The organism is Methylobacterium sp. J-043, assembly GCF_022829505.1.
Lineage (GTDB): Bacteria > Pseudomonadota > Alphaproteobacteria > Rhizobiales > Beijerinckiaceae > Methylobacterium > Methylobacterium extorquens_A.
The window spans coordinates 12,921-33,558 of the sequence record NZ_JAKSYB010000066.1; the positions used below are offsets into that span (position 1 = coordinate 12,921).

Here is a 20,638-nt window from a genome sequence, read left to right on the forward strand (position 1 = left end):
CTATATCTATCACAAGTTCATCTTCGTCCGTAAAATCCACATTTATTTCGATGGATTTATTTGGCTGGACATCATCTCTGTCTGTCCATGGCTCAAGCATAACACCTAGTTCCAAAGATGACTTGTTTCGGATTACTATCTTTTTGATCATGTTCTCACCAATTTTGAAGAATTCTTTCCATTAGACGTAAGCGAGCAACGGCAACATCGCCCCCTCTCCGTCCAGTTTCTGCAGCAGCTCTATATGCATCTCGTGCGGCTATCGCGAGTTCTCGTGTTAACCCTGATTCTCGCATTTGTGATACGAGCGACTTGTTAACCTGATCTGTTCGCCTTGCTGCTTCAGCTGCGGCATTTCTGCCACCCCCCCACCCAACGATATTACCAACTCCGTTTGGGGTTGTTCCGTGACTGCGTGCGACGGTTTTGAATCTGTCCGCTGCGGAAGGTGAGCCCGTTGAGTTGTTGAATACTATAAGTCCTTGATCGACTGCAGATCCAATTAAGCTACCGGTCAAGCTTCCAACGGCTGCACCTCCTGCCGCACCTGCAGTTGCTCCTGCCGCACCTGCAGCGATAGCTGCTACTGGCGAACAAGCGGCTGCGCCTGGCCCGCAAGCAAATCCAGCCGCAAATCCACCCAAACCGCCAGACCCGCCTCCCCAAAAGCTGCCTAGCATAGCACCATAGATCAAGCCTGTTTGAGCCAATGTGTTGCTATAGTACCCACCTTGACCGTATCCCCAACCACCTCCGAATGAGCTTCCAAAGCCGACGCCGATGTTCGATCCACCTCCAATGGATGATCCAGCGGTGACGCTGATTTCCTCAAGCGTGACCGATTCGGATTGTTGCCCGCCTGGATCGCTCCTGTTGATGGGGTCGTTGAAGGCGTAGGCGTAGCGGTGGGTACCCACCCCCGGCTCGGTCGGATCGAGCGTGTCGGGCGACAGGAACTGGCCCACCGCCGGATCGTAGTAGCGCGCGTTCAGGTAGGCTAGGCCGCTGTCGCCGTCGTCGCGCTCGCCCACGAACCCGCGGTTCTCCAGGTTCGACCCGCGCACCGCCCCCGGCAGCGGCGCTGGCGTCTGCGTCCGCTGACCGAACGGCAGGTAGCCCGAGCGCTCCGCCACCGCCCCCCCCGCATCTGTCACCAGCTGCACGCTGTCGAGGTGGTCTTGGTGCAGGACCTGCGCCTGCACCCCGGCCCCCGACCCGACCCGCTTGGCCCCGCCCGGCAGGTACTTCGTCCACGTCGCCTGCTCGCTCACCGCGCCGTCGGCGCAGACCGGACGCCGGACCAGCTCGAGGTCCGGCCCCAGCGACAGCGTCACCACGGCCGGCGGCGGGTCGGCGCAGGGCGCGAGCGGCGGGCTCGGCCGTGTCAGGCTGTAGCGGCTGCCGTTCGGGCCGTAGGCCGCCTGCACCGCGACGTCGGGCTGGCCGCCGCCGCCGGCCAGGGTTTCCGTCGCCAGCACCGTCGGGCGGTTCTCGCCGTCCCAGGTGATGGTCCGGGCCGGCAGACCCGATCCGGACGTCGCCGTCACGAGGTTGCCGTTGGCGTCGTAGCTCCGCTGCGACGCGCCGACCGCGGCCGGCGCGTGCGGGCGGGCCCCACCCTCGCCGGGATAGGCATAGGCGCCGAGCCCGGCCGCGCTCAGCAGGCGGTAGCCGGTATCGTAGCTGAAAGTGCGGTCGCGGCTGTCGTCGCCGTGGTTGTCGGCGACGGTGAGCTGATCGAGGTCGTCGTAGGCATAAGTCCAGTTCTCGCCCGGCTCGGACGAGGTCACCGCGGTGATGCGCCCCCCGGCATCGTGGGCATAGACCGTGGACAGGAGCGCCGCCCCGTCCCGGGTGCTGACTGCCTGCTCGCGCCAGCCCCGGGTCGCGGAGTAGGTGAAGCTCGCCTGCACCCCGTTGGTGTAGGCGGCACTCAGCAGCCGCCCGGCGGCGTCGTAGCTCATCGCGCCGATCGAGCCGGGTACCGAGAACAGCCGCCCGGCGGCGTCGTAGCGCCAGGCGCCGGGGTCGGAGGGGGCGAGATAGCCGACGCCGTCACCGTCCGGGTAGGCCCGGCCTGTCACGCGGCCGCCGCTGTCGTAGCGTGTCAGGGTGCGGTAGGCCTCGCCGGTCGTCGCCTCGGCGTTGCAGCGGGCGTCCGCCGCGGTGAGCCAGCGCTCGCGGATCAGGCGCCCGGCCTCGTCGTGGTCGCGGCAGAGCGTGACGGTGGCGTTGCGCTGCTCGGCGAGGTGGCCGACGTTGCGGGTGACGAGCCCATCCGGGTCGGTGGCTGGGCCGGCCTGGTCGTAGACGCTGGCCGTGACCGCGACTGTGCCGTCGGCCTGCGTCACCGTCCGCTGCGTCTCGCGGCCGAGGGCATCGTGGGCGTAGTCGGTGATCGTGCCCTTGGCATCGGTGCGGCGGCTCAGCCGTCCGGCCGCGTCGTAGTCGTGGAGCCAGGTGCCGAGGTCGGGATCCTCGGCGCGGATGCGGTGCCCGAGGCTGTCGTAGGCGTAGCGCCAGACCGCGCCGATCGGATCGCTGACCTGCACGAGCCGATCGAGGCTGTCGTAGCTGCTGTAGACCGTCGACCAGGCTCCGGCGGTGATGCGTCCGTTGCTGACCTGATTGCCGTAGGCGTCGCGGTCGGCCGCGGAGGTCCGTCCGAGCGGATCGACCCGGTCCACGGCTGTGGAGCCATTCGGCAGGCCGGAGGCACGATAGGCCAGGGTGGTCGCCGCGCCGTCCGGCTGGGTCAGGCGCACCGGCCGGTCGAGGGCGTCGTAGGCGGTGGTGACGCCGTAGCTCGGTGCTCCGTAGTAGTACGGCAGGGTCTCGGTGGTGAGGTTGCCGCGGCCGTCGAAGACGCGATCGACATGGATGTCCTGCTCGCCCGGGCCGCGACCGCGGGTGCGCCAGGTGCGGCCGAGGCCGTCGATGTCGGTGATGGCGTAGATCTCGCCGGGCGCGTCGTTGGGAGCGGGACGGGTCTCACGCACGTATTGCTGGTCGGGCTGGCCGATATCGACGTAGAGCCATCCGGTGAAGTCGCCGCCGGGACGGGTCACCCGGCTGCGGCGGCACAGGCCGTCGTAGGTCCATGTGGTGACGCCGCCGTTGAGGTCGGTCTGGGTCTCGGGCTGTTCGCAGGGCACGTTCCAGCCGGTGGCGGTGGCCTGCCCGAGGGCGTTGGTGGTGGCGACCACGAACACGTTGAAACCGGGATCGTAGGTGTAGCGGGTGGTGGCGCCGACCTCGTCGGTCTCGGCGACGAGGTTGCCGAAGGTGTCGTATTCGCGGGCGGCGCTGACCCAATCGCCGGCGGTGTCGCGCCAGCGGCGGATCTGGGTCGGGTTGCCGTGGGTGGGGGCGGCCCCCTCGGTGGTCGCGCCGTCGTAGAGGGTGATGGTGTCGGCCACGACCGGCTGGGCGGGACTGTCGCCGGCATGGAGGCGCACGCGGACCGGCTTGTCGACGATGTAGGATCCGACGTTGGGTGCGGCGTAGGCGATCGCGCGGTGGCGCTCGTCGCCGGCACGATCGACGTCGCCGTGGCTGGTCTCGGCGGTGATGTTGCCGAAGGCGTCGAAGCTGCGGCTGAGGCGGACCGTCTTGGCGGCGCCGGCGAAGAACTCGCTGCTCTCCTGGGTCACCGGCAAGGCGGTGTAGGGCGGCGCGGCGTTGTTGGCCTGGAGCGTGGTGGTGGTGCGGCGCAGCGGGGTGCCGGCGCCGTCGCGGCGTTCGACCTGGATCGGGGTGCCGACGGAGGCGAAGTCCTGCGAGAAGGCGATGTCGAGGCCGGGGCAGGCGGTCTCGCCCTCGGAGCAAGGCAGGGTGGCGGTGAGGCCGGCGAAGCCGAGGAAGCGGCGGTTGGGGAAGTCGTAGCGTCCGCCACGATAGGACAGGGTGGTGACGGCGGCCTGTCCGCGTCCGTCTTCGACGGTGATCTTCGAGACGGTTTGGGTGACGAAGGGCATGCGGGTGCCCGGCGTGGCGCCCCAGGCCGAGGAGGGGGTGTACTCGACGCGAGTGACGCCGCCGAGGGCCGAGGTCACCGCGGTCATCAGATCCGGGATCGGCCCCGTCGCGTAGAGGACGGAGCCGGACGGAAAGGTCCCCCTCTGCCCGGTGCTGTTGGCCTGGGCGATGATGTCCGGCTTGCCGTCGCCGTTCAGGTCCGCGAACGTGTAGATCGAGATCGCCGGAAGCACCCGGCGTTCCCAGTTTCCGCCGCCGCGATTGAGGAACAGCTCGATGGGCGCCGTCTGTCCGTCCGTGCCGATCGGCGTCGACACGACGACGTCGCCGCGGCCGTCGCCGTCGATGTCGATGACGCGCACCTCGCAGACGTTCGGGCCGCTAGGATTTTCGCTGGCTGTCATTCGATAGATGGGCGCGCAGCTCGTCTGCGGCGCGAGCTGGGCAACGGCTTGAAACGAGCGACCGGTCGAGACGTGCAGGCCGATGTCGCTGATGGACTGCAGACCCGCTTGATCAATCACCGGATCGCCGCTCATTCCGTCGGGGAAATGGTAGCGGACGACGTCCGTTGCACCATCGCCGTTCAGGTCGCCGGGCAGGTCGTAGACCGGGTGAGCCGTACCGACGAATGGGTCGGCCGCGCGCGAAAACTGATACGCGAACAGGCTCTCGAACAGCATCCCGGCCCATCGGTAGCGGGTGGCCAGGTACTCTGCCGGATTTCCGTAATTGAGGATGTGGTAGGTGACGACTTCAGCCCGGCCGTCGCCATTCGCGTCGCCGCTCGATGTCAGTCTTTCCTCGAAACTATCCGATTGCCTTGCAACGGGTGGAAACTGAATTGGAATAAAGGACGATCCATCGTACTTATATATTGTACTGTGTCCGACTGGAATGATCTCAGTCACACCATCGCCTTCGATGTCAGCATATGAACTAAATGTCGGGTTTGTTGCGACAGGGTGAGAAAGAGGAAATGATTTGTCTTCGAACGAAATCGTGTTCGTCGAACGATCGTATCGCGTCAGATACACGCCGAAAGTTGGCTGCTTGTAGATCGAGATATCCGTCAATCCGTCGCCGTCGAAATCTCCGAGCCTGAAGCCGAAACTCGGCATGAGGCTAAGCCCGCTCGCCCAGCAAGGGAGGATTCCACCTGCAACAGGCTGGACCATTTGCGGCTGAACAAAGCCTGTAGCCGTCGACAATTTAATTTCGATGGAACATAAATCCATCTGGGACGAAGGTCGAATGATTAGAACGTCCTGCCGACCATCACCGTCGAAGTCTCCAGGCAGATCGAATACTTCATTTACTTCATCATGTGTTGTATCGGATCCCGGTGTGAACTGAATATCGGATTCGCTGTAGGCGTAGTGCCCGATAAGGATGTTCTCGCCGGCGGGGCGGGCATCCTCCGTCAGCTCCCAGGCCGTGCCGAACCGGCGGACGTCGACGAGCCGCTGCAGCCCCGTCGAGGGACTGGTCTCCTGCCATAGGCCGTAGGCGCGGACGCCGAGCCCGCCCGTGCGGATCTCGATGCGTCGGAGTTGCTGGTCGAGCCGGGCCAGGCTCCGCCCCGTCGCCCGCGTCTGGTAGGCCGGGTGGTCGGCGGCGACAAACTGGATCTCGGTGTTGTTGTAGACGATCCGCTCGGGGTAACACACCGGCAAGGTCCGGCAGGTGTAGCTATAGCTGACCTTGTTGCCGTGGATGTCCTCGCGTTCGATCGGCAGCCAGCGATACTGGTAGCGGATCAGGTCGGGAGCGTCGTCATCGGCCTCGACGGCACCGCCCCAGTGCGCCACCGCGAAGAACAGCGTGCGCGTTCCGTCCTTGGCCCAGACCGTCCAGGTGTTTGCCTCGGTATCGTAGCGGATCCGCTCGTAGCTCTCGACCTTGCCGGTGTAGTTGCCGCCTTGGGTACAGCTCGGGCTGGTCATGCCCTCGGTGCAGGGAATGAGATCCTTACCGTCGAACTGGAACACGTCGGAGGCGTCGAAGCGCGGGGTCCCATTGACGGGGGCGGTGCGCACGATGTCGGGCAGGCCCTGCACCTCCCAGCCGACGCCGATGAAGCCGGCCATCAGGCGGCCCGCATTGAGACCGCCGCCCGAGCTGTATTGAAGCGACAGCTTCGGCTCGAGCCCGTGGAACTTGGGCACCTCGATCGCGAGGCTCTGAGCGAAGGCGCCGAAACCGAGCGTCTCCGGCGTCTGCGCCACGTGGCGCATCGAGCCCGAGCCAAGGTCGGGTGCAAACGGGTCCGCCCCCTGCCCGGCGACACGCGCCGACATGGCGGCCATGGATCGAGGCTGCACGGCGGTCGGCACTGGCGTGCCTTGCGGCTCCTTGCCATCGGCCGAACCGCCCGCGGCGGGCGCGGGCTCCCGTGCCGACGGTGTGAGGGCCTCGGGAGCCGGGCTCGGAGAGGGAGGCGAGGCGGTTCCATCGGACACTACGGGGGAGGGGGCTTCCCTGGCCTGGGCAAGGGCCGGCAATGGCGTTGCAATCAACGTTGCCGAAAGCAGTGCGACGATCGCTCGTTGCCCGAGTTGGCTCACTACCGAGAGGCGGATGCCTGCCGCTGCGCTCATGAACGACTCCACCACCTGCATCCTCTAGATGAAGTGATTCTAACTCCCCCGTTCTTAAGGTTGCAGGCTCGGCAAAGCAACAGACAAACCAAAGGTTTCCAAAGGCACTCATCTGCAGATGCGTGTTCTCAAGCAGTCACAATTTCGATAAATTAGATTGATTTTATACTAAAACGCAGGTACCTTTTATATTATTGATTAAAATACATGATAGATATATCGAATCAATTCGCGAAATACCGTTACGTCATCGATTAGTAGTTTCTTGAAACGACCGAACGTGTTGGGCGATCAATGCCATTTCTCATTTTGGTTTTTATTTCTTGGGTAACAGCAAATACATCGGATTGATTCGACATCACGACAGGCCTGATGATAATCAGCAGTTCCGTCCTGTCTTTCGCGTTCAAGACATTGCTGCTGAATGCTTCTCCGACAAGGGGAATATCTTTCAGGACTGGAATGCCCGAATGTGAACTTTCGTTTCTTTTAGAAATAAGACCGCCCAAAACGATCTCGGTTCCACTTTGGACGGCGACCGAACTGTTCACCGAACGCTGGCGGATCGTCGGCGAGTTGATCGCCGAACTCGTCGTTGGCACGACATCGCTCACTTCCTGGGTGATATCGAGTTGAACCAGGCCGCCCACGTTCACGCGTGGTGTCACGGACAGGATGATGCCGGTATCCTTGAGCTGGATGTCGTTGACGAGCGGTGCGTCCGGGTTCGTGACGCTCTGCGCGGACCGCGTGGCGATCGGAACCTGATCACCGACCTTGAGGGTCGCCGTCTGATTATCCAACACCGTCAGGGCGGGGGACGAGATCACTTCGAGTTTCGTCATCCCCTCCAGGGCGTTCAAAACCACACGGGCTCTGGGGATCTGGAAGATGTAGTTGAAGCCCGGATGGACGGCGCCCGTGCTGCCGCTGGCATTGTCCGTCAGGATGCCGCCGTGATTGCCGCTTTCGAAGAACCAGCGCACGCCGTGACGTAGGGTATCGTTGAGGCGAACTTCGAAGATCGTCGCTTCGATCAGGACCTGGGCCGGCTGGACGTCGAGGCGGCGGATCGCGGCTTCCACCAGCCGATACTCGTCGGGCTTGGCGACCACGACCAGCGAGTTCGTCGAGATGTCCGCGCTGATCCCAATATGACCGCGGGCGAAGGGGTTCGGCCGTTCCCCGGCCATCGACGCAGGTTCGGCACCGGGCGTTGCCGAGCCACTGTCCGAACCGACACCCGATCCCTCGGGTGGGGCGTTCATGAAGCGGTCGTTGAATGCGCCGCCGCTCGATGCAGAGGCAGGACGAACGAGCGGCGCGACCGCAGCCTGAGCTCGGCTCGGATCCGAAGATGCGTTGCTGCCCATCATACCGTTGAGCACTTTTGCCAGATCCTGCGCTCGACGGTTCTGGATGGCGTAGACGAAGACCTTCCGCTGGTCCTGGCCCCCTTGATCGAGTTTGTGAGCCCACGCCTTCGCGCGGCCCAGCAGATCGGGGGGCTGCCCGATCAGCAGAACGGCGTTGATGCGCTGGATCGCCATGGCCTTCAGATTGCCGCTCGCCCCGAACATGTTCGTCAGCTCGGTGGCGACCGATTTGGCGCCGGCCTCCTGCAGCGGGACGAGTCCGAAGGACATGCCGCTCATCTGATCGACATCGAGGGTCGAGAGGATTTCTCGAGCGGCTTCCAGATCGCCGTCGGCTCCCGAAACGTAGATGAAGCGGCTGTTCTTGCTGGAAAAGATGTTGATCTTTCCGCCCGACAAAGCTTGCACCGCGCTTTTTGCTTGTTCTCCATCGATGTGGCGGAGCTGGAAGGCTCGAACGCTATCGTCCGACCGCCCCTTCTGGCCTGCCGCGTTGCCCGAGCGCTCGATACGATAGACCGAACCGGTTTTAGCCAGGGTTGCGCCGTTCATCTGCAGGACGTTGCGGACGAGGTCGAGCGCATTCGTCCTCGAGACGTTCTGGGTCGTTCGAACGGTGATCCGCCCCTCCAGGCCTGGATCGACGATGGCGGATTCATGCAGGATCTCGTCGAAGACGATCCTGACGAAATCCTGGATCCCGGTATCGACGAAGTTGAGGGAAAAGCTCTTCCCATCGGCATCGCTGGAGACCTCGGGTCTTTGGCCCCGCTGCTCGGGCCCGGGATCCATACGTCCCAACTCCGTGTATCCTCGCGGCCTCCGGACACCACGGTCGAACAGCATGCCAGTCGAAACCGCGGTACCCTGCGGGGCGGTGATGCCGGAGCCAGCTGCCCCGAGCAAGCCGATCTCGTCATCCGAGGATGCGGTCTGGAGGCCAGTCGTACAAGCCGTCAGCATCATGCCGAGTGCGAGCAGTGCCACCGATCGAAGGTGTCCGGGCATGACGCTCCTCGACCGCGACATCCTGTTACTCGAGCTGCGCTGGTACAACTGCCACGAGTTCCGCCACTTGGCGCCCCAGCTTGCAGGTGAGCTCACAGGTTTGTTACGTGTGGGGTTCTGATCCGCGACAGGTGTGCCATCGGGCGGAAGCCGTTCCGGGCCTCGACCTTTTGATCGTGACGAGAGGCCTTCTCTCGATGTCCGTACGCTCGGTCCGTGACGGCCTCAGTGAGGCACGGCCCCCAGTGCCACCGGGGGCACTCGCCTTACATGGATCACGTTTTGGAGACTGTACGTCACGCCACGTCGCTTGCAGCCAGGAAGGGTTCTCCCTCGTCGAAGCTCTCGTCGCTGTCGCGATCCTTGCTCTGTGTGTGTCGATGGTCGGTCGCGTGGTTTCGTCGAGGGCAGAGAGGCTGACCCACGACACGGATCGCTTGCGGGCCGTGTTCGCGGCGGAAGCCATCCTGAACAGGATCGGCCTCGACCTTCCGCTTCGAACGCAGGATACCAGTGGGCAACTCGGGGATGGTTCCCACTGGCGGATCGTGATCCGTCCCTACATCGAGCCTGGGTTTCGTCTACAGGGTCGGTCGAACCTCTTACACGTTTCGGTCCAGGTCGCACCGGCGCGCGGAGCGGAAAGAAACGCGGTGGTACTGAACACCCTGCGGCTGCCGGGTTCTGACCTGTGAAGCCGGATTTTGCCTCGGGCGGGCGTGACGGGTTCACCCTCGCCGAGATGCTGATCGTCATCGCGATCGTCGGGCTCATTCTTTCGTTGAGCAGCGGCTTGAGCTGGACCGTGCAGCGTCTGGATGAGCGAGCGCATCGGGAAACCGCAGCCCGCGAAAACCTCGTCTCGGCAGCCCGGATGTTTCGTGCGCTTGTCGCGGGGGCGGTTCCCGATCTGCGTACCACAGACGGTCTTTCCACAGGAGGAACGGATACGGAACTCAATCTGGTGTCGGTCGGCCTGCCGATCCTGGGCTTCGACCGCCCCGAGCCCATGACCTTGAAATGGCATCCCGAGCGCTCGGATGGAGCTCTGCTTCTTCGCTGGAGGGATCGACGGTCGGAGATGCTGCGCGAGGAAACGATCCTTCAGGGCGCACGCGCCCTGTCGTTCTCCTACTTCATCGAGAATCCCGACCGTGTCACCGCGGCATGGCGCAGCGAATGGGTGGGCCGCGACAGGTTACCGCTCGCGGTGCTGATGCGCATCGAAGTCCCCGGTCTCGGACCGTCCATCGAGATCATCGAGCGAGCGATGGGCCATGCGTCGGGGGGCTGTGCAGGACTGCCGCATGAGGAGGCCTGTCGAACCGGTCGCCGTGAAAGCCATCATGGCCGATAAACGAGGTGGACGACATGACGGGCGCCGCGGACGCGATGGCTTCGTCCTGGTTCTCACCCTTCTGATGCTCGGGACGATCTCCGGGGCGCTCGTGGCGTTGCTCGACGAAATCCGCTCAAGCGCAACCGATGTCGGGCAGTTGATCGAGGAAGCGCGGGCGCGGGGTGTCGCCCAAGCCGCCATCGTGCGAGCCGCCGGCAGCGTGACGGCGGAAGAAGACTCCATCAAGGGATTGTTGGAGGGGAGGGTGCGTCCGGTTCGCTGGCGCTTCGAGGGCATGGATGTCGAGCTGGATCTCGAGGCGGAAGGCGACAAGATCGATCTCAATACCGGCCATATCGACCTCATCACCTCTGTTCTGACGAGAGGAGACCCAGAGGCTGCTTCACGCGCCAAATTGCTCGAGCGTATCCATCAGACACGAAGGAGCGGAGAGATCTTCCCCAGCGTGAGGGCGCTCCTTGAGCCCTGCGCGAGAATGGGCGCACTTGCGGCACGTCTGGAACGAGAACTAACCGTTCTCACGCGCGCCCAGGGCATCCAACTTCGGCGAACCGATCTTGGGAACCTCGATTTGATTCCCTCCATCACACAAGCTGATCGAGACATCATCATCCAGTCGTTCAATAGCGGCAGGTTTCCGCTTGATGACCGGCGGTTGACGCATCTCCGACCGTATATATCGATCAATTCACCTTATTATAGTTTCAGCGCAATAATCAAAAATAATGGTAGTATTTTTGCTCTGGAGCGCCAGATAACAGTCGAATTTTCCGTTATGAAGCCAAATGTAAGGGTGGTGAGCGGACGTTGGAATATGATAGAAACTTCCGATCTATGCCGATGAAACAATACTGATTTAATATTACTATTCCAATCATCTGTTTATATTTAGAGTAAATGTCCAATGCAGAACAATTTGCGAAAAAGGGATATGGCGGGAGTTTTTGCAGAACATGTGATAGCGAGACCGATGCAATTCCAGCTGGCGCACAGCTTGGGCTGTGCAGAAAACAACGGTTTTCCTTACATCTGGGTACAGCTGCAACCGACCCTTCGCGGACATAGCTCAATCACTTGGACAGACTGTGCGCATGATGTGAGAAATATTTGCCATACTCACCGCGACCTTGAAAATGATCTGGCAACAAGCCCTCGGGCTTCAGCTTGACTAAGCGATCTCTCATCCGGGCTGCGCATGCGTACCACACAACTTCATCCCCGAGCCCCCACGGAGTGATGCTGGCCATTAGAGTAGCGACATACAAAAACTCGGGATCTCGTGCCTCCTCTCCACCGAAGTGGTCGAAGATGGCGTGCCACAGTTCATGCGCGTCTGAGTCATCTTCCATCCCAGTAACGAAGGATGGGTCGGCCCAATGCATCCAAGCGAAGTACATCAGCTGGAGTGCATTCTCTCGGTCGCGGTTTCCAGCGCGCCACTCAGCCTTCAATTTTCTATAATCTGCTTCCATTCTCGCCTGCCGATAACGCTTGGACGTCGTAGATCATCGCTCCGCTGATGCCCGGCTTCCACCCTAAGCAGAAGTCGAGTGCTTCCCATCGAGGTCCGCCATATAGCCCTGGATGGCCCGCGCTGTCGTCTCGGCCCTGGACTCCTACCCGGGACGAACACCGATAGCCATGTAGTCGCGCTCGATGCTGACCAGATAGGAGGCGGCCTCTTGAAGCTCTCCGCCACGACGAAGATCACCGGCCACCTTCATTAGGTAGGCGTCGTATTCGTCGGCGAACAGCTTATGGTCCCACGTCTCACCGGCCGCAAGGAGACCGATTGGGTCCCACTCTCTCCAACCGATGTCCCTCAAGCGCGACAGCTTGATCGGCGGCCTATTGGTCATGAGGTTTCCTCTACAACGTCAGATTCCCACCCCAGGCGGTCTTCTGGTTGTGCGATCATGCGTGTGAGAAAAACGAACGTTTTCTGTACATTTGCGTAAGATCTCCCCTGCATGTGTCCCTCAGCAATTTGAGGCAGCCGGGCGAGCGTGCGGCGGCAGTCCGGCACGAGACCGAAAACAACTCGGCCAGGTCGCTGATCGTGCACTCGCCGGTGTCGCGCGCTGAGTGAGACGTCAACTCGATGCCCGCTGCTTAGGCCGCCCCCCAATGCGGCCGAGACCGATCTGCTTGGCCAGGGCCGAGCGCTGCGCCGCATAGTTCGACGCGATCATCGGATAGTCGGAGGGTAAGCCATACCGGGCCCGGTAGCTGTCCGGTGTGAGGCCGTGCGTGCCGAGATGCCGCTTCAGCGATTTATAGGAACGGCCGTCCACGAACGAAATCAGCACGTCAGGTGTGACGGATTTCCGGATCTGCGCGGCCGTCGGATTCTGGACCTCTTCCTCGACAGAAGCCGGCGCGACCGACGCGCCCAAGCCAGAGAGTGCGGCATGTACGCTGATGATGAGATCAGCAAGGTCTCGTGCGGGTACGGTGTTGTTGGTGACGTAGGCGGCGACCACCTCGGCAGTGAGGTCGAGGAGATCGTTGTCGGGCGTAGCAGTCAACTCGTTGGCGGTCACGATTATCTACCTCTGGACGATCCTAAGAAGCCCTGCGGACTAACAGAGTCATCGCGGGGCGCCTTCTGCTAATCAAGTAAAAAAGGAAATTTTTTTATTTTCTTCTGGCAAAGCATGGTGGCACATTCGTGAGAGGTTGGTTGCCCTTGTTACACACCACCGCTCGTTAGCCATCTTGCCTATCGAACGTGCGGGATGCAGCCAAAATGATCGCCGCGATGCCCCGGAACCGGGGGATTTTTTGGGGCAGGACAGCCTGACAGGTCTAATTGGCTCGCGCTCACGTGGTCGAATGCACGGCTATTCAAATCCGTTCTGCTACTCGCGTGTCCGCAAGGGGATCGCTCAGCGGACGCTCCGCCATCCGGACAGGGTTCGTTGCACGACCTCGATAAAATCCGTCTCAGATGAGTTGTACAATAAATCTATCAGTGACGGGAGGCTTATCGTACGCTCGCACCCATGACGGCGACCCTGATCGGCTAAGCCTGCTGTTCTGACGGCAACTGGTGATCTTGGATATTGCGTTTTTAACGAACGTACTAAGGCTGCGCATTACTTTTGTCGGTAGACACAATAATATCTTGTGTCCTGCAGGTTGGCTGACCATGTGTCAATTTACTGATCCACTGCCAATCACCTGCCGATGGACAGTTGCGTAGGATCAATTTCAGACCGTCCTGCGAGAACGCATAAAGGCACTGCTCCGCGTGTCCATAATTGTCGCGCAGCGCCAGCTGCTCCCCTGTCACTCGCCAGCGCTCGCAGAAGTCCCATCCGTCGCCTGCATCGCTTGTGGAGCCATAGATTGCTCGCCCGTGATGAAAACACCGAGTGGTTTGCGAAGCCGGCCACGGTGATCCTTTGACCGGCGGCCGTTTGACGTTCCAGCATCCATAGAACTGACGCGTGACCCGATAGGTAGCTGATGCCTTCAGCTCCGACGGCTGCCCGACACTGGATGGCGCCGGCATGCTTACAGGGAGGAGGATCAGGGCCATCAAGATCGCACGGCGGTCCGAGGTATTTTTCATAAGGCCTTGTCCAGGCTGCACCGCCAAGAGTTGCTACGTCGTAAGCGATCCACCGTGGATTGTCACCGAAGCAATCGATCGATATGGTCGAAAGACGACGGTTTTCATTGCAAGCCAAGACCGCCGCTTCCGACCCATTGCAGACGCTCAACACCGTACCAGGATGGTCCCAGGCGGGGGCTGGACGATGCCGACCTTACAAATCCATGACCTTGAGCGGCAGCACGGCGCTGTGGTCGCCCCTCGCGTCGTGCTGCCGATGCTCGGCGAGCATGCGATCCGGGCTTCGATGCGCCGTCCCGTGATACGTACCTTCAGAATTCCATTCCTAGCTCTCTTGGCTATGGGTCTGCTGTCCACGCCCGGGATCGCCTGTCGTCCCGCGCCTCCCAGCGAAACGGTGCTGTTGGAGACGCTGCCCGCAGAAGCCGAGGGGAGTGCAGTTATCGCGCGCGTGGTCGTCATCGATGTCTATCACGAGCCTCCTGGCGATGTCCCTCGGGCTTACGCGACGGCCCGTGTCATCGAAGCTACTAAAGGCGTCGAGGTCGGTCAGGTGATACGGATTAAGAACTAAGGACAAAACCTTTTCGCCTGTTTGCGGCAGATGAGGGCACAAGCGAGTGTCGTGAAGGCGAGATGAAGGTCGGCACGTCGCTCGTAGCGGATCGCCAGGCGACGGAAACGGGCGATCCACGCCAGAGTACGCTCAACGATCCAGCGATGTCGTCCGAGGTGGCGGCTGCTCTCGACACCGCGGCGGGCGATGCGCGGCATGATGCTCCGCGCCCGGCATTCCTGCCGGCAGCGGCGATGATCGTAGGCCTTGTCGGCGTGCAGTTTGTCCGGCCTCCGGCGCGGGCGACCGCGGCGGCCTGTCCGTAGGCCCGGTACCGCGTCGAGGGTTGCAGCCAGCATGCGGCTATCGTGGCAGTTGGCCCCCGTCAGCGTCAGGCCGAGTGGTGTCCCATCGGCGTCAACGACGAGGTGACGCTTGGTGCCGGGCTTGCCGCGGTCAGTTGGGTTCGGGCCGGTCGCCGCGCCCCCTTTTTGGCTGGCACGCTGGCGCTGTCGAGCGCGGCCCGTGACCAGTTCAAGGCGTTCGCGTCCTGAAGCTGTTCAAGCAGCACGCGATGCAGGTTCGCCCACACACCCGCCGCCTGCCATTCACCGAGCCGCCGCCAACTCGTCTTGCCGCTGCAGCCCAGGGCGTTCCCGGGCACGTGCTTCCACTGCATGCCGGTGCGCAGAACCAAGATGATGCCGGCCAGCGCAGAGCGATCCGAGGCACGCGGACGACCGCCCTTCAGCTTCTCCGGTTCAGGCGGAAGGAGCGGCGAGATCACCGCCCAGAGATCGTCGGGCACGAGAGCATCCATGCCTGCTCAACCCGTCAAACTCCGGTTTTGTCCCCTGCTCTACATCTCCCTCAAGATCGACGATCCGAGCCTGCCCGCCCCGCTCTTCGCCAACCTCTTCGCCGCCGAGGATGGCAAGACCTTCCAGGCGATCTGGAGCCGCTCCAAGGGCCGCCAGCAGGGCCGCCAGCAGAGCCGCCGGGACTGAGCCCCGGAGCCTCGGCGCCCCGCCCCGACGGGCGGGGCGGGTTCAGGATCAAGCGGAGAACATCGGAATGGCTTACGCGTTTGACACACTCGGATATTCCAAGACCCTGCGCACGGCTGGTATCCCTGCCGAATAGGCAGAGGCCCATGCCGAGGCGGCCCGGGAGTTCATCATGCACGAACTCGTCACGAAGGAAGATCTGCGCACGGCAATGGAGCTTCAGACGCTCCAGATGACGGTGCGTCTCGGCGGCATCGTCGCGGCCGGTTTCGTGGCCGGGTTTGCAGCGCTTGCAGCCCTCATCAAGCTGACCTAATCGGGTTCTGGCGCCTCGGACCGCTGGGCGGGGCGCCGAAGAGCTGGAGACAGGGCTGAGTTTCGCGACGGTTCGGTGTCCGGAGAGATGGTTTCCGGCAGCCGTCGTGAGATCCCTTCCATGACCATCTGCCTGTTTTTCTGCCCGGCCTCGGTTCAGTACCTCGAGCCGGAGAACTACGTGACGTCGCCGAGACCGGTCCCGGCCGGCCGGGTGGGGCGGCCTACGACGCCGAAGATCCCTGGCACGCGCTGATCGTCGATCCGCACAGCCACGGTTGCTGGATCCACACCGGCATCGTCGGCGCCGGCATGCCCGACGGGCTGCCCGCCTCCCTCGTCGCGGTGCTGCGCGCCGCGCACGCGCAGGACGCCGTCTGGATCCTCTTCGACACCGAGCTGGAGCCGACGACGTTCGACCTGCCCGTGTTCGATCATTCCAGCCCCAGGCAGGGATAGGCGGATTCCCCCCGGCGTCGCGCCTTCCCCGCTCACCCTTCCGCGTGGCGCTGCCCTTCAGAGGGAGAGGGGGCGCTGCGCTGCGTGACGGGAGATCAGGCTGGAGAGAGGCTCCGGCGCCCGTCGCGAGAGCACCGCCGATGGCCCGCCGCCCCTCCTCCTCCCGGAAAGCCGCTGCCCGCCGCACCGAGGCCACTCCAGCCCCGCGCGTCGATCTCTACCAGCGCATCACCGACACGATCATCGCCCAGCTCGAACAGGGCCGCGTGCCGTGGGTGCAGCCGTGGGGCGACCTGCCGGGGACCGCCGCGGTCGGGATGCCGCGTAATGCCCAGACCGACCGGGCGTATTCCGGGATCAACGTGATGCTGCTGTGGGGAAGCGGCATGGCCATGGGCTACCCGACCCAGCGCTGGCTCACCTTCCGCCAGGCGCTCTCCCTCGGCGGCTGCGTCCGCCGCGGCGAGAAGGGCACCCCGGTCGTCTACGCCAATCGCTTCACACCCGAGCAGGAGCGTGCGCGGGCCTCGCAGGCGGGCGAGGAGGCGCGCTCGATCGCGTTCCTGAAGCAGTACTGGGTGTTCAACGCCGCGCAGTGCGACGGCCTGCCGGAGGACCTCTACCTGCCGCCCCCGCCGCCGCGCGAGGACCTGATCGAGCCGCGCTTCCGTGCCCTGATGGAGGCGAGCGGCCTGACCATCCACATGGGTGGCCAGATGGCGTTCTACCGCCCATCCGACGACGCGATCGTGCTGCCGCCGCCGCAGGCCTTCCACGAGCCGATCAACTTTCACAGGACCGCGGCGCACGAGATGAGCCACGCGACGGGCCATCCCTCGCGGCTCGCCCGCGATTTCACTGGCCGCTACGGCAGCGAAGGGCACGCCCGCGAGGAGCTCGTCGCCGAGATCTCGGCAGCCTACGTCTGCGCCAGCCTCGGCATCGTACCGACGGTGCGCCACGCCGACTACATCGCGTCCTGGCTCGAGGTGCTGCGCTCCGATCCCCGCGCCATCGTGCAGGCGGCGGGGCTTGCCAGCCGCTCGGCCGACTGGCTGCTCGGCCGCCTGCCGCCCGAGCTCGCCCCGGCCGGTGTCGGCGAACAGATCGAGGAGGATGGGCCGGAGGACGAGACGGCGCCCCTGCAGGAGGCGGCGTGATGCGCTTCAAGCGCTGGCCGCGTCCGACGCCGTTCGAGGACACGTCGCGCAAACGCGCGGCGTACCGGCGCAAACAAGTCCGCGAGCAGGCGGCGCTGCCCCTGTTCGCCGAAGCGATCGCCGAGCGCCAGCTCGACGTCGACGTCGAGATGGTGCGGCGTACCGGCCAATGGGAGCGCCAGCAGCAGGAGAGCCGCCGGCAGCGGGCCGACGGCTGGCGCCGGACCCGCGCCCGTCTCTTCGCGCACCCGACCGCCCAGCGCTTGGCGATCCGGGCGCTGTGGCGGGTCTGCCCATATCCGGCCGATCCGAGCTACCTCGGGACCCTGCTGCACGAGATCGCCACCGGCCGGATCGATCCGGCTCGGCCTCCGTGGGGCGGTCGGCACACATTCACCCCCCGGACGACGCCGAACCCGGCGAGCTTCGCCGAGGCCTTCCGGCAGATCGGCCAGCGCACGGTCGGCGGCGGCCCGAAGACCACCGGCGCCGACGAGCGCCTGTTCTGCGGCAATCTCGGCTCGGGGACCCTCACGATCGCGCCGTCGCGCACGTGCACGTCGCCCCGTTCGAGATCGCCGACCAACGGATCCATGCTGACGACCAAGCCGCCGGAGAGGACGACCTCGGGCGGCCCGCCCGCCGCGCCGGTCGCCTGGGCGGAGCCGGCACGGCCGGGAAGCGTGGCGGCGGCTAGGAAGGCGCCTGCGGACAGGAGAACGTCGCGGCGGCGGGCGGTCATGCGGGGTCTCCGGATTGGTGGCGGGATCTGGAAAGGGTGCGGGCGCCGCCGGGGACGGCGGCGCTCCGGCACCAAGCGTCCATGTCCGGCACGGGGCGGTGCCGCGGGGCGATCGTTCGGCGGTCGCGCGCCAGCGCGACGGCTCAGCTCGGTGCGGCGTCCGAGAGAAGGCGCCGACCTTCGCCGAGCGGTCGGGCAAGGGATTCCGCCCAGATCGCGTTGAACGGCTCGACCACGTCCAGAAGAGCCTGCTGGAAGGCTTCGCGCTTCTCCGGCTTGACGTGGAGGGTGACGGCGACGTTGCGCGTGGCGGCCGGGTCCGTGATCGGCTTTTCCGGCGCCATCGGCGAGAGGCGCACCAGATGCAGCTCCTGCGGCGCCCCGTTCAAGTCGCTTTCGATGCGGTCGACGACGGCCTGAAGGTGCGGCGTCTGGCCATGTGCCTCGACCGCGGCCTCGTTGGCCCAGCGCTCCATCAGGAGCAGCTCGTTGCCACAGTCCGCGCGGCGGTAGGCGTCGAAGGAGACGGTGCCGGCCTCCTCGCGCGAGGCGCGCGCGTTCGCGCGCATCACCGCCAGGAACCCGTCCATCGCCTCCGGTTTGACGGAGATCGAGGCATAGAACTCGATCGGCGTCGGCGCAGCGTCCTTGGCGGACGCCGCCCCGCCGCCGCCCCGCCCGGGGACGCTGCGAGAAGGAGGGTCGGCAGTCCCCGCCAGGGCCGCGCTTCGGATGGCTGCGTCGAGCGTATTCGTCATGTCGCGTCATCCTCCATATTCTTGTTCGGCCTCGTCGGATCGAGGGCGGTGACGGGGCATTCAAGCGGGCGAGCCGGGCATCGTTCCTGGCAGTCGCAGCAAGGGATTGTTGCGAAAACGGAAAGTCTGCACGTTGCTCCGGCCTTACACCGGCAAGGCGCGACGCTCACGAGTTCTCGAACAGCCCGAGATCGGCATTCTCTTCCACGACCTGCGCCAGTTCCACCTGAAGGAAGTCCATCAAGGCGCGCACGCGTCGGGGCTGGTGGCGGCGTGCGGGATAGACCAGGTGAAGCCAGCGCTCCCGGCTGCCCCACCATTCTGGCAGAATCCGCACCAGGCGCCCGCTGCGGAGGTCGGGGATGAGATCCCAGACGGACTTCAGCGTTATGCCGCCATCGGCCAGCGCGACGGCATGGGCGATCTCGCCGCTCGTTCCGGTCACGGTGCTGGGGACGTCGATCTCGACGGCCTCCTCGCCGCGCCACATCGGCCATCGCCGCGGCGGCGGCAGGCCAATCGTCAGGCAGCGATGATCCTGCAAGTCCTGCGGATGGCCGGGGACGCCATGCCGGGCGAGATAGCCCGGCGAGGCGCACAGGATCCGCGCATCGGGGGCCAGCCGCCGCATCACCAGCGCGCTGTCGGTGAGGTCGAGCTGGCGGACGGCGAAGTCGAGGCGATGCTGGATCAGGTCGTCCATCTCGTTGCTCGCCATCAGCTGGACCGTCACGTCCGGGTGGCGGTCGAGGAAGGGGGGAAGACGCGGGGCGATCTGGCGATGGGCGAAGGCCACGCCAGCGGACATGCGGATGATGCCGCTTTCGGTCTGCCGCAGACGCACGTCCTCGGCCGCAGCGACGGCATCCAGCACGTCGCGGCAGCGATCGAGGAAGACATGCCCTTCTTCGGTCAGCGCGAGTTTGCGGGTCGAGCGCTGCACCAGCCGCAAACCGAGTTCCGCCTCCAGTTCCTTCAGTCTTTTCGAGACCAGCGTGAGGGAGACGCCTAGCTCGCGGGCCGCGCGGGTCAGGCTGCCGACGCGTGCCACGGCGTCGAAGACCCGAAGGTTCTGGATGTTGTTCAGCTTGACCACGGAAAGCTCCGAATCGGCACGACCCGAGATCGGGGGTGACGCCGGAGCTATCGGCCCCGACCCGAAACCGTCAATTCTTCCCGTTTCGAGGATTGTGCATTGCGAAGACGGCCTGCAACGACGGCGCGGCGGAGGCGGTTCTCCCGACATGCAGCGATCGATACCGTCTCGTCCCTCGCCGCGTGCCGCTTCCAAACGACAGGCAAGGCGCACCATGGCCGAAACCAGCACCTTCAACACGCAGCGATCCGTCGATCGCGAGACGGCCAACCGCATCCTGGCCTCGACGGTGGATGCGGCGCGCGAGCGGAACTGCGCCGTCAGCGTCGCCGTCGTCGATTGCGGCGGCCATCTGGTCGCGTTCAACCGGATGGACGGTGCCTTCCACGGCAGCGTCGATGCCGCGATCGGCAAGGCGCGATCATGTGCCGGTTTCCGGGCGCCGCTCCAGGCGTTCGGCAAGCTGGCGCGAGAGAAGCCTTGGCTCGGCGATCTGCCTGGCCTGATCCCGCTCGGCGGGGCCGTACCGCTGACGCATGCCGACGCGTTCGTCGGTGCCGTCTCCGTCAGCGGCGACACCGAAGAGAGCGAACAGTCCCTGGCCGAGTTCGCGGCCAAGACCTTCGCAAGTTGGAGCTGAAGC

Annotated in this window: 19 protein-coding genes; 11 read left to right on the top strand and 8 right to left on the bottom strand. The window is 64.2% G+C overall.

The features are described from left to right. Window positions 1–155: 155 nt before the first annotated feature. A complete protein-coding gene (locus MKK50_RS22260) occupies window positions 156–6,578 on the bottom strand; it encodes a toxin TcdB middle/N-terminal domain-containing protein (RefSeq protein WP_499025377.1) in 6,423 nt (2,140 codons plus the stop codon). A 254-nt stretch (window positions 6,579–6,832) separates the two neighbouring features. Then, complete coding sequence (gene gspD, locus MKK50_RS22265) at window positions 6,833–8,941, bottom strand: type II secretion system secretin GspD (protein WP_440322349.1); 2,109 nt, start codon at window positions 8,939–8,941, stop codon at window positions 6,833–6,835. Between the two features lie 19 nt (window positions 8,942–8,960). Between gspD and MKK50_RS22270 the strand changes: the two genes are divergently transcribed. From MKK50_RS22270 to MKK50_RS22285, 4 genes are all read left to right on the top strand, one after another. Then, window positions 8,961–9,083 (top strand): hypothetical protein, encoded by a 123-nt coding sequence (locus MKK50_RS22270; protein ID WP_440322347.1) that lies wholly within the window; start codon window positions 8,961–8,963, stop codon window positions 9,081–9,083. A gap of 76 nt (window positions 9,084–9,159) precedes the next feature. Beyond that, window positions 9,160–9,657 carry a type II secretion system protein gene (locus MKK50_RS22275; RefSeq protein ID WP_499025379.1) on the top strand — a complete coding sequence of 166 codons (498 nt, stop codon included), beginning with the start codon at window positions 9,160–9,162 and terminating at the stop codon, window positions 9,655–9,657. Continuing rightward, window positions 9,654–10,319 (top strand): prepilin-type N-terminal cleavage/methylation domain-containing protein, encoded by a 666-nt coding sequence (locus MKK50_RS22280; protein WP_499025381.1) that lies wholly within the window; start codon window positions 9,654–9,656, stop codon window positions 10,317–10,319. Before MKK50_RS22275 ends, MKK50_RS22280 begins: the two co-directional genes overlap by 4 nt. Next, on the top strand, window positions 10,297–11,166 hold the full coding sequence (locus tag MKK50_RS22285) for a hypothetical protein (protein WP_499025383.1): 870 nt from the start codon (window positions 10,297–10,299) through the stop codon (window positions 11,164–11,166). The genes MKK50_RS22280 and MKK50_RS22285 overlap by 23 nt, the downstream gene beginning before the upstream one ends. A gap of 226 nt (window positions 11,167–11,392) precedes the next feature. On the opposite strand, the gene MKK50_RS22290 is transcribed toward MKK50_RS22285, so the two are convergent. The 3 genes from MKK50_RS22290 to MKK50_RS22300 all read right to left on the bottom strand — a co-directional run bounded on the left by MKK50_RS22290 (window position 11,393) and on the right by MKK50_RS22300 (window position 12,865). Next, a complete protein-coding gene (locus MKK50_RS22290; protein WP_499025385.1) occupies window positions 11,393–11,794 on the bottom strand; it encodes a hypothetical protein in 402 nt (133 codons plus the stop codon). Window positions 11,795–11,938: 144 nt separating this feature from the next. Continuing rightward, window positions 11,939–12,181, bottom strand: a complete 243-nt coding sequence (locus tag MKK50_RS22295) for a hypothetical protein (protein ID WP_499025386.1) — start codon at window positions 12,179–12,181, stop codon at window positions 11,939–11,941. Window positions 12,182–12,415: 234 nt separating this feature from the next. Then, the gene (locus MKK50_RS22300) at window positions 12,416–12,865 is read right to left on the bottom strand and encodes a Ros/MucR family transcriptional regulator (RefSeq protein ID WP_499025387.1); all 450 of its coding nucleotides are present in this window, start codon (window positions 12,863–12,865) and stop codon (window positions 12,416–12,418) included. A gap of 1,221 nt (window positions 12,866–14,086) precedes the next feature. Here MKK50_RS22300 and MKK50_RS22305 point away from each other — a divergent pair. Continuing rightward, a complete protein-coding gene (locus MKK50_RS22305) occupies window positions 14,087–14,476 on the top strand; it encodes a hypothetical protein (RefSeq protein WP_499025389.1) in 390 nt (129 codons plus the stop codon). Here MKK50_RS22305 and MKK50_RS22310 read toward each other — a convergent pair. Then, window positions 14,473–15,278 (bottom strand): IS5-like element ISMdi24 family transposase gene (locus MKK50_RS22310; protein WP_085985085.1). Its coding sequence is split into 2 segments (ribosomal slippage): window positions 14,473–14,945 and window positions 14,945–15,278, totalling 807 coding nucleotides; the frame shifts between segments, so codons are not numbered across the junction. The two genes, MKK50_RS22305 and MKK50_RS22310, sit on opposite strands and share 4 nt — an antisense overlap. Here MKK50_RS22310 and MKK50_RS22315 point away from each other — a divergent pair. The 5 genes from MKK50_RS22315 (at window position 15,277) to MKK50_RS22335 (ending at window position 18,364) form a co-directional block, all read left to right on the top strand. After that, entirely contained in the window at window positions 15,277–15,465 is a 189-nt protein-coding gene (locus MKK50_RS22315) for a DUF736 family protein (RefSeq protein WP_499025391.1), read from the top strand. The two genes, MKK50_RS22310 and MKK50_RS22315, sit on opposite strands and share 2 nt — an antisense overlap. A gap of 172 nt (window positions 15,466–15,637) precedes the next feature. Then, on the top strand, window positions 15,638–15,781 hold the full coding sequence (locus MKK50_RS22320) for a hypothetical protein (RefSeq protein ID WP_253374203.1): 144 nt from the start codon (window positions 15,638–15,640) through the stop codon (window positions 15,779–15,781). A 140-nt stretch (window positions 15,782–15,921) separates the two neighbouring features. Further along, the gene (locus MKK50_RS22325) at window positions 15,922–16,239 is read left to right on the top strand and encodes a DUF5983 family protein (RefSeq protein WP_499025406.1); all 318 of its coding nucleotides are present in this window, start codon (window positions 15,922–15,924) and stop codon (window positions 16,237–16,239) included. Window positions 16,240–16,379: 140 nt separating this feature from the next. Then, complete coding sequence (locus MKK50_RS22330) at window positions 16,380–17,399, top strand: ArdC family protein (protein WP_253374204.1); 1,020 nt, start codon at window positions 16,380–16,382, stop codon at window positions 17,397–17,399. Further along, complete coding sequence (locus MKK50_RS22335; RefSeq protein ID WP_253374205.1) at window positions 17,399–18,364, top strand: hypothetical protein; 966 nt, start codon at window positions 17,399–17,401, stop codon at window positions 18,362–18,364. The genes MKK50_RS22330 and MKK50_RS22335 overlap by 1 nt, the downstream gene beginning before the upstream one ends. Here MKK50_RS22335 and MKK50_RS22340 read toward each other — a convergent pair. Then, window positions 18,285–18,899 carry a putative quinol monooxygenase gene (locus MKK50_RS22340; RefSeq protein ID WP_209688095.1) on the bottom strand — a complete coding sequence of 205 codons (615 nt, stop codon included), beginning with the start codon at window positions 18,897–18,899 and terminating at the stop codon, window positions 18,285–18,287. The genes MKK50_RS22335 and MKK50_RS22340 overlap by 80 nt on opposite strands. A gap of 166 nt (window positions 18,900–19,065) precedes the next feature. Beyond that, window positions 19,066–20,226, bottom strand: a complete 1,161-nt coding sequence (locus tag MKK50_RS22345) for a LysR family transcriptional regulator (protein ID WP_253399433.1) — start codon at window positions 20,224–20,226, stop codon at window positions 19,066–19,068. On the opposite strand from MKK50_RS22345, the gene MKK50_RS22350 reads away from it, so the two are divergent. Beyond that, the gene (locus tag MKK50_RS22350) at window positions 20,210–20,635 is read left to right on the top strand and encodes a GlcG/HbpS family heme-binding protein (protein WP_209688097.1); all 426 of its coding nucleotides are present in this window, start codon (window positions 20,210–20,212) and stop codon (window positions 20,633–20,635) included. The genes MKK50_RS22345 and MKK50_RS22350 overlap by 17 nt on opposite strands. Window positions 20,636–20,638: the final 3 nt, after the last annotated feature.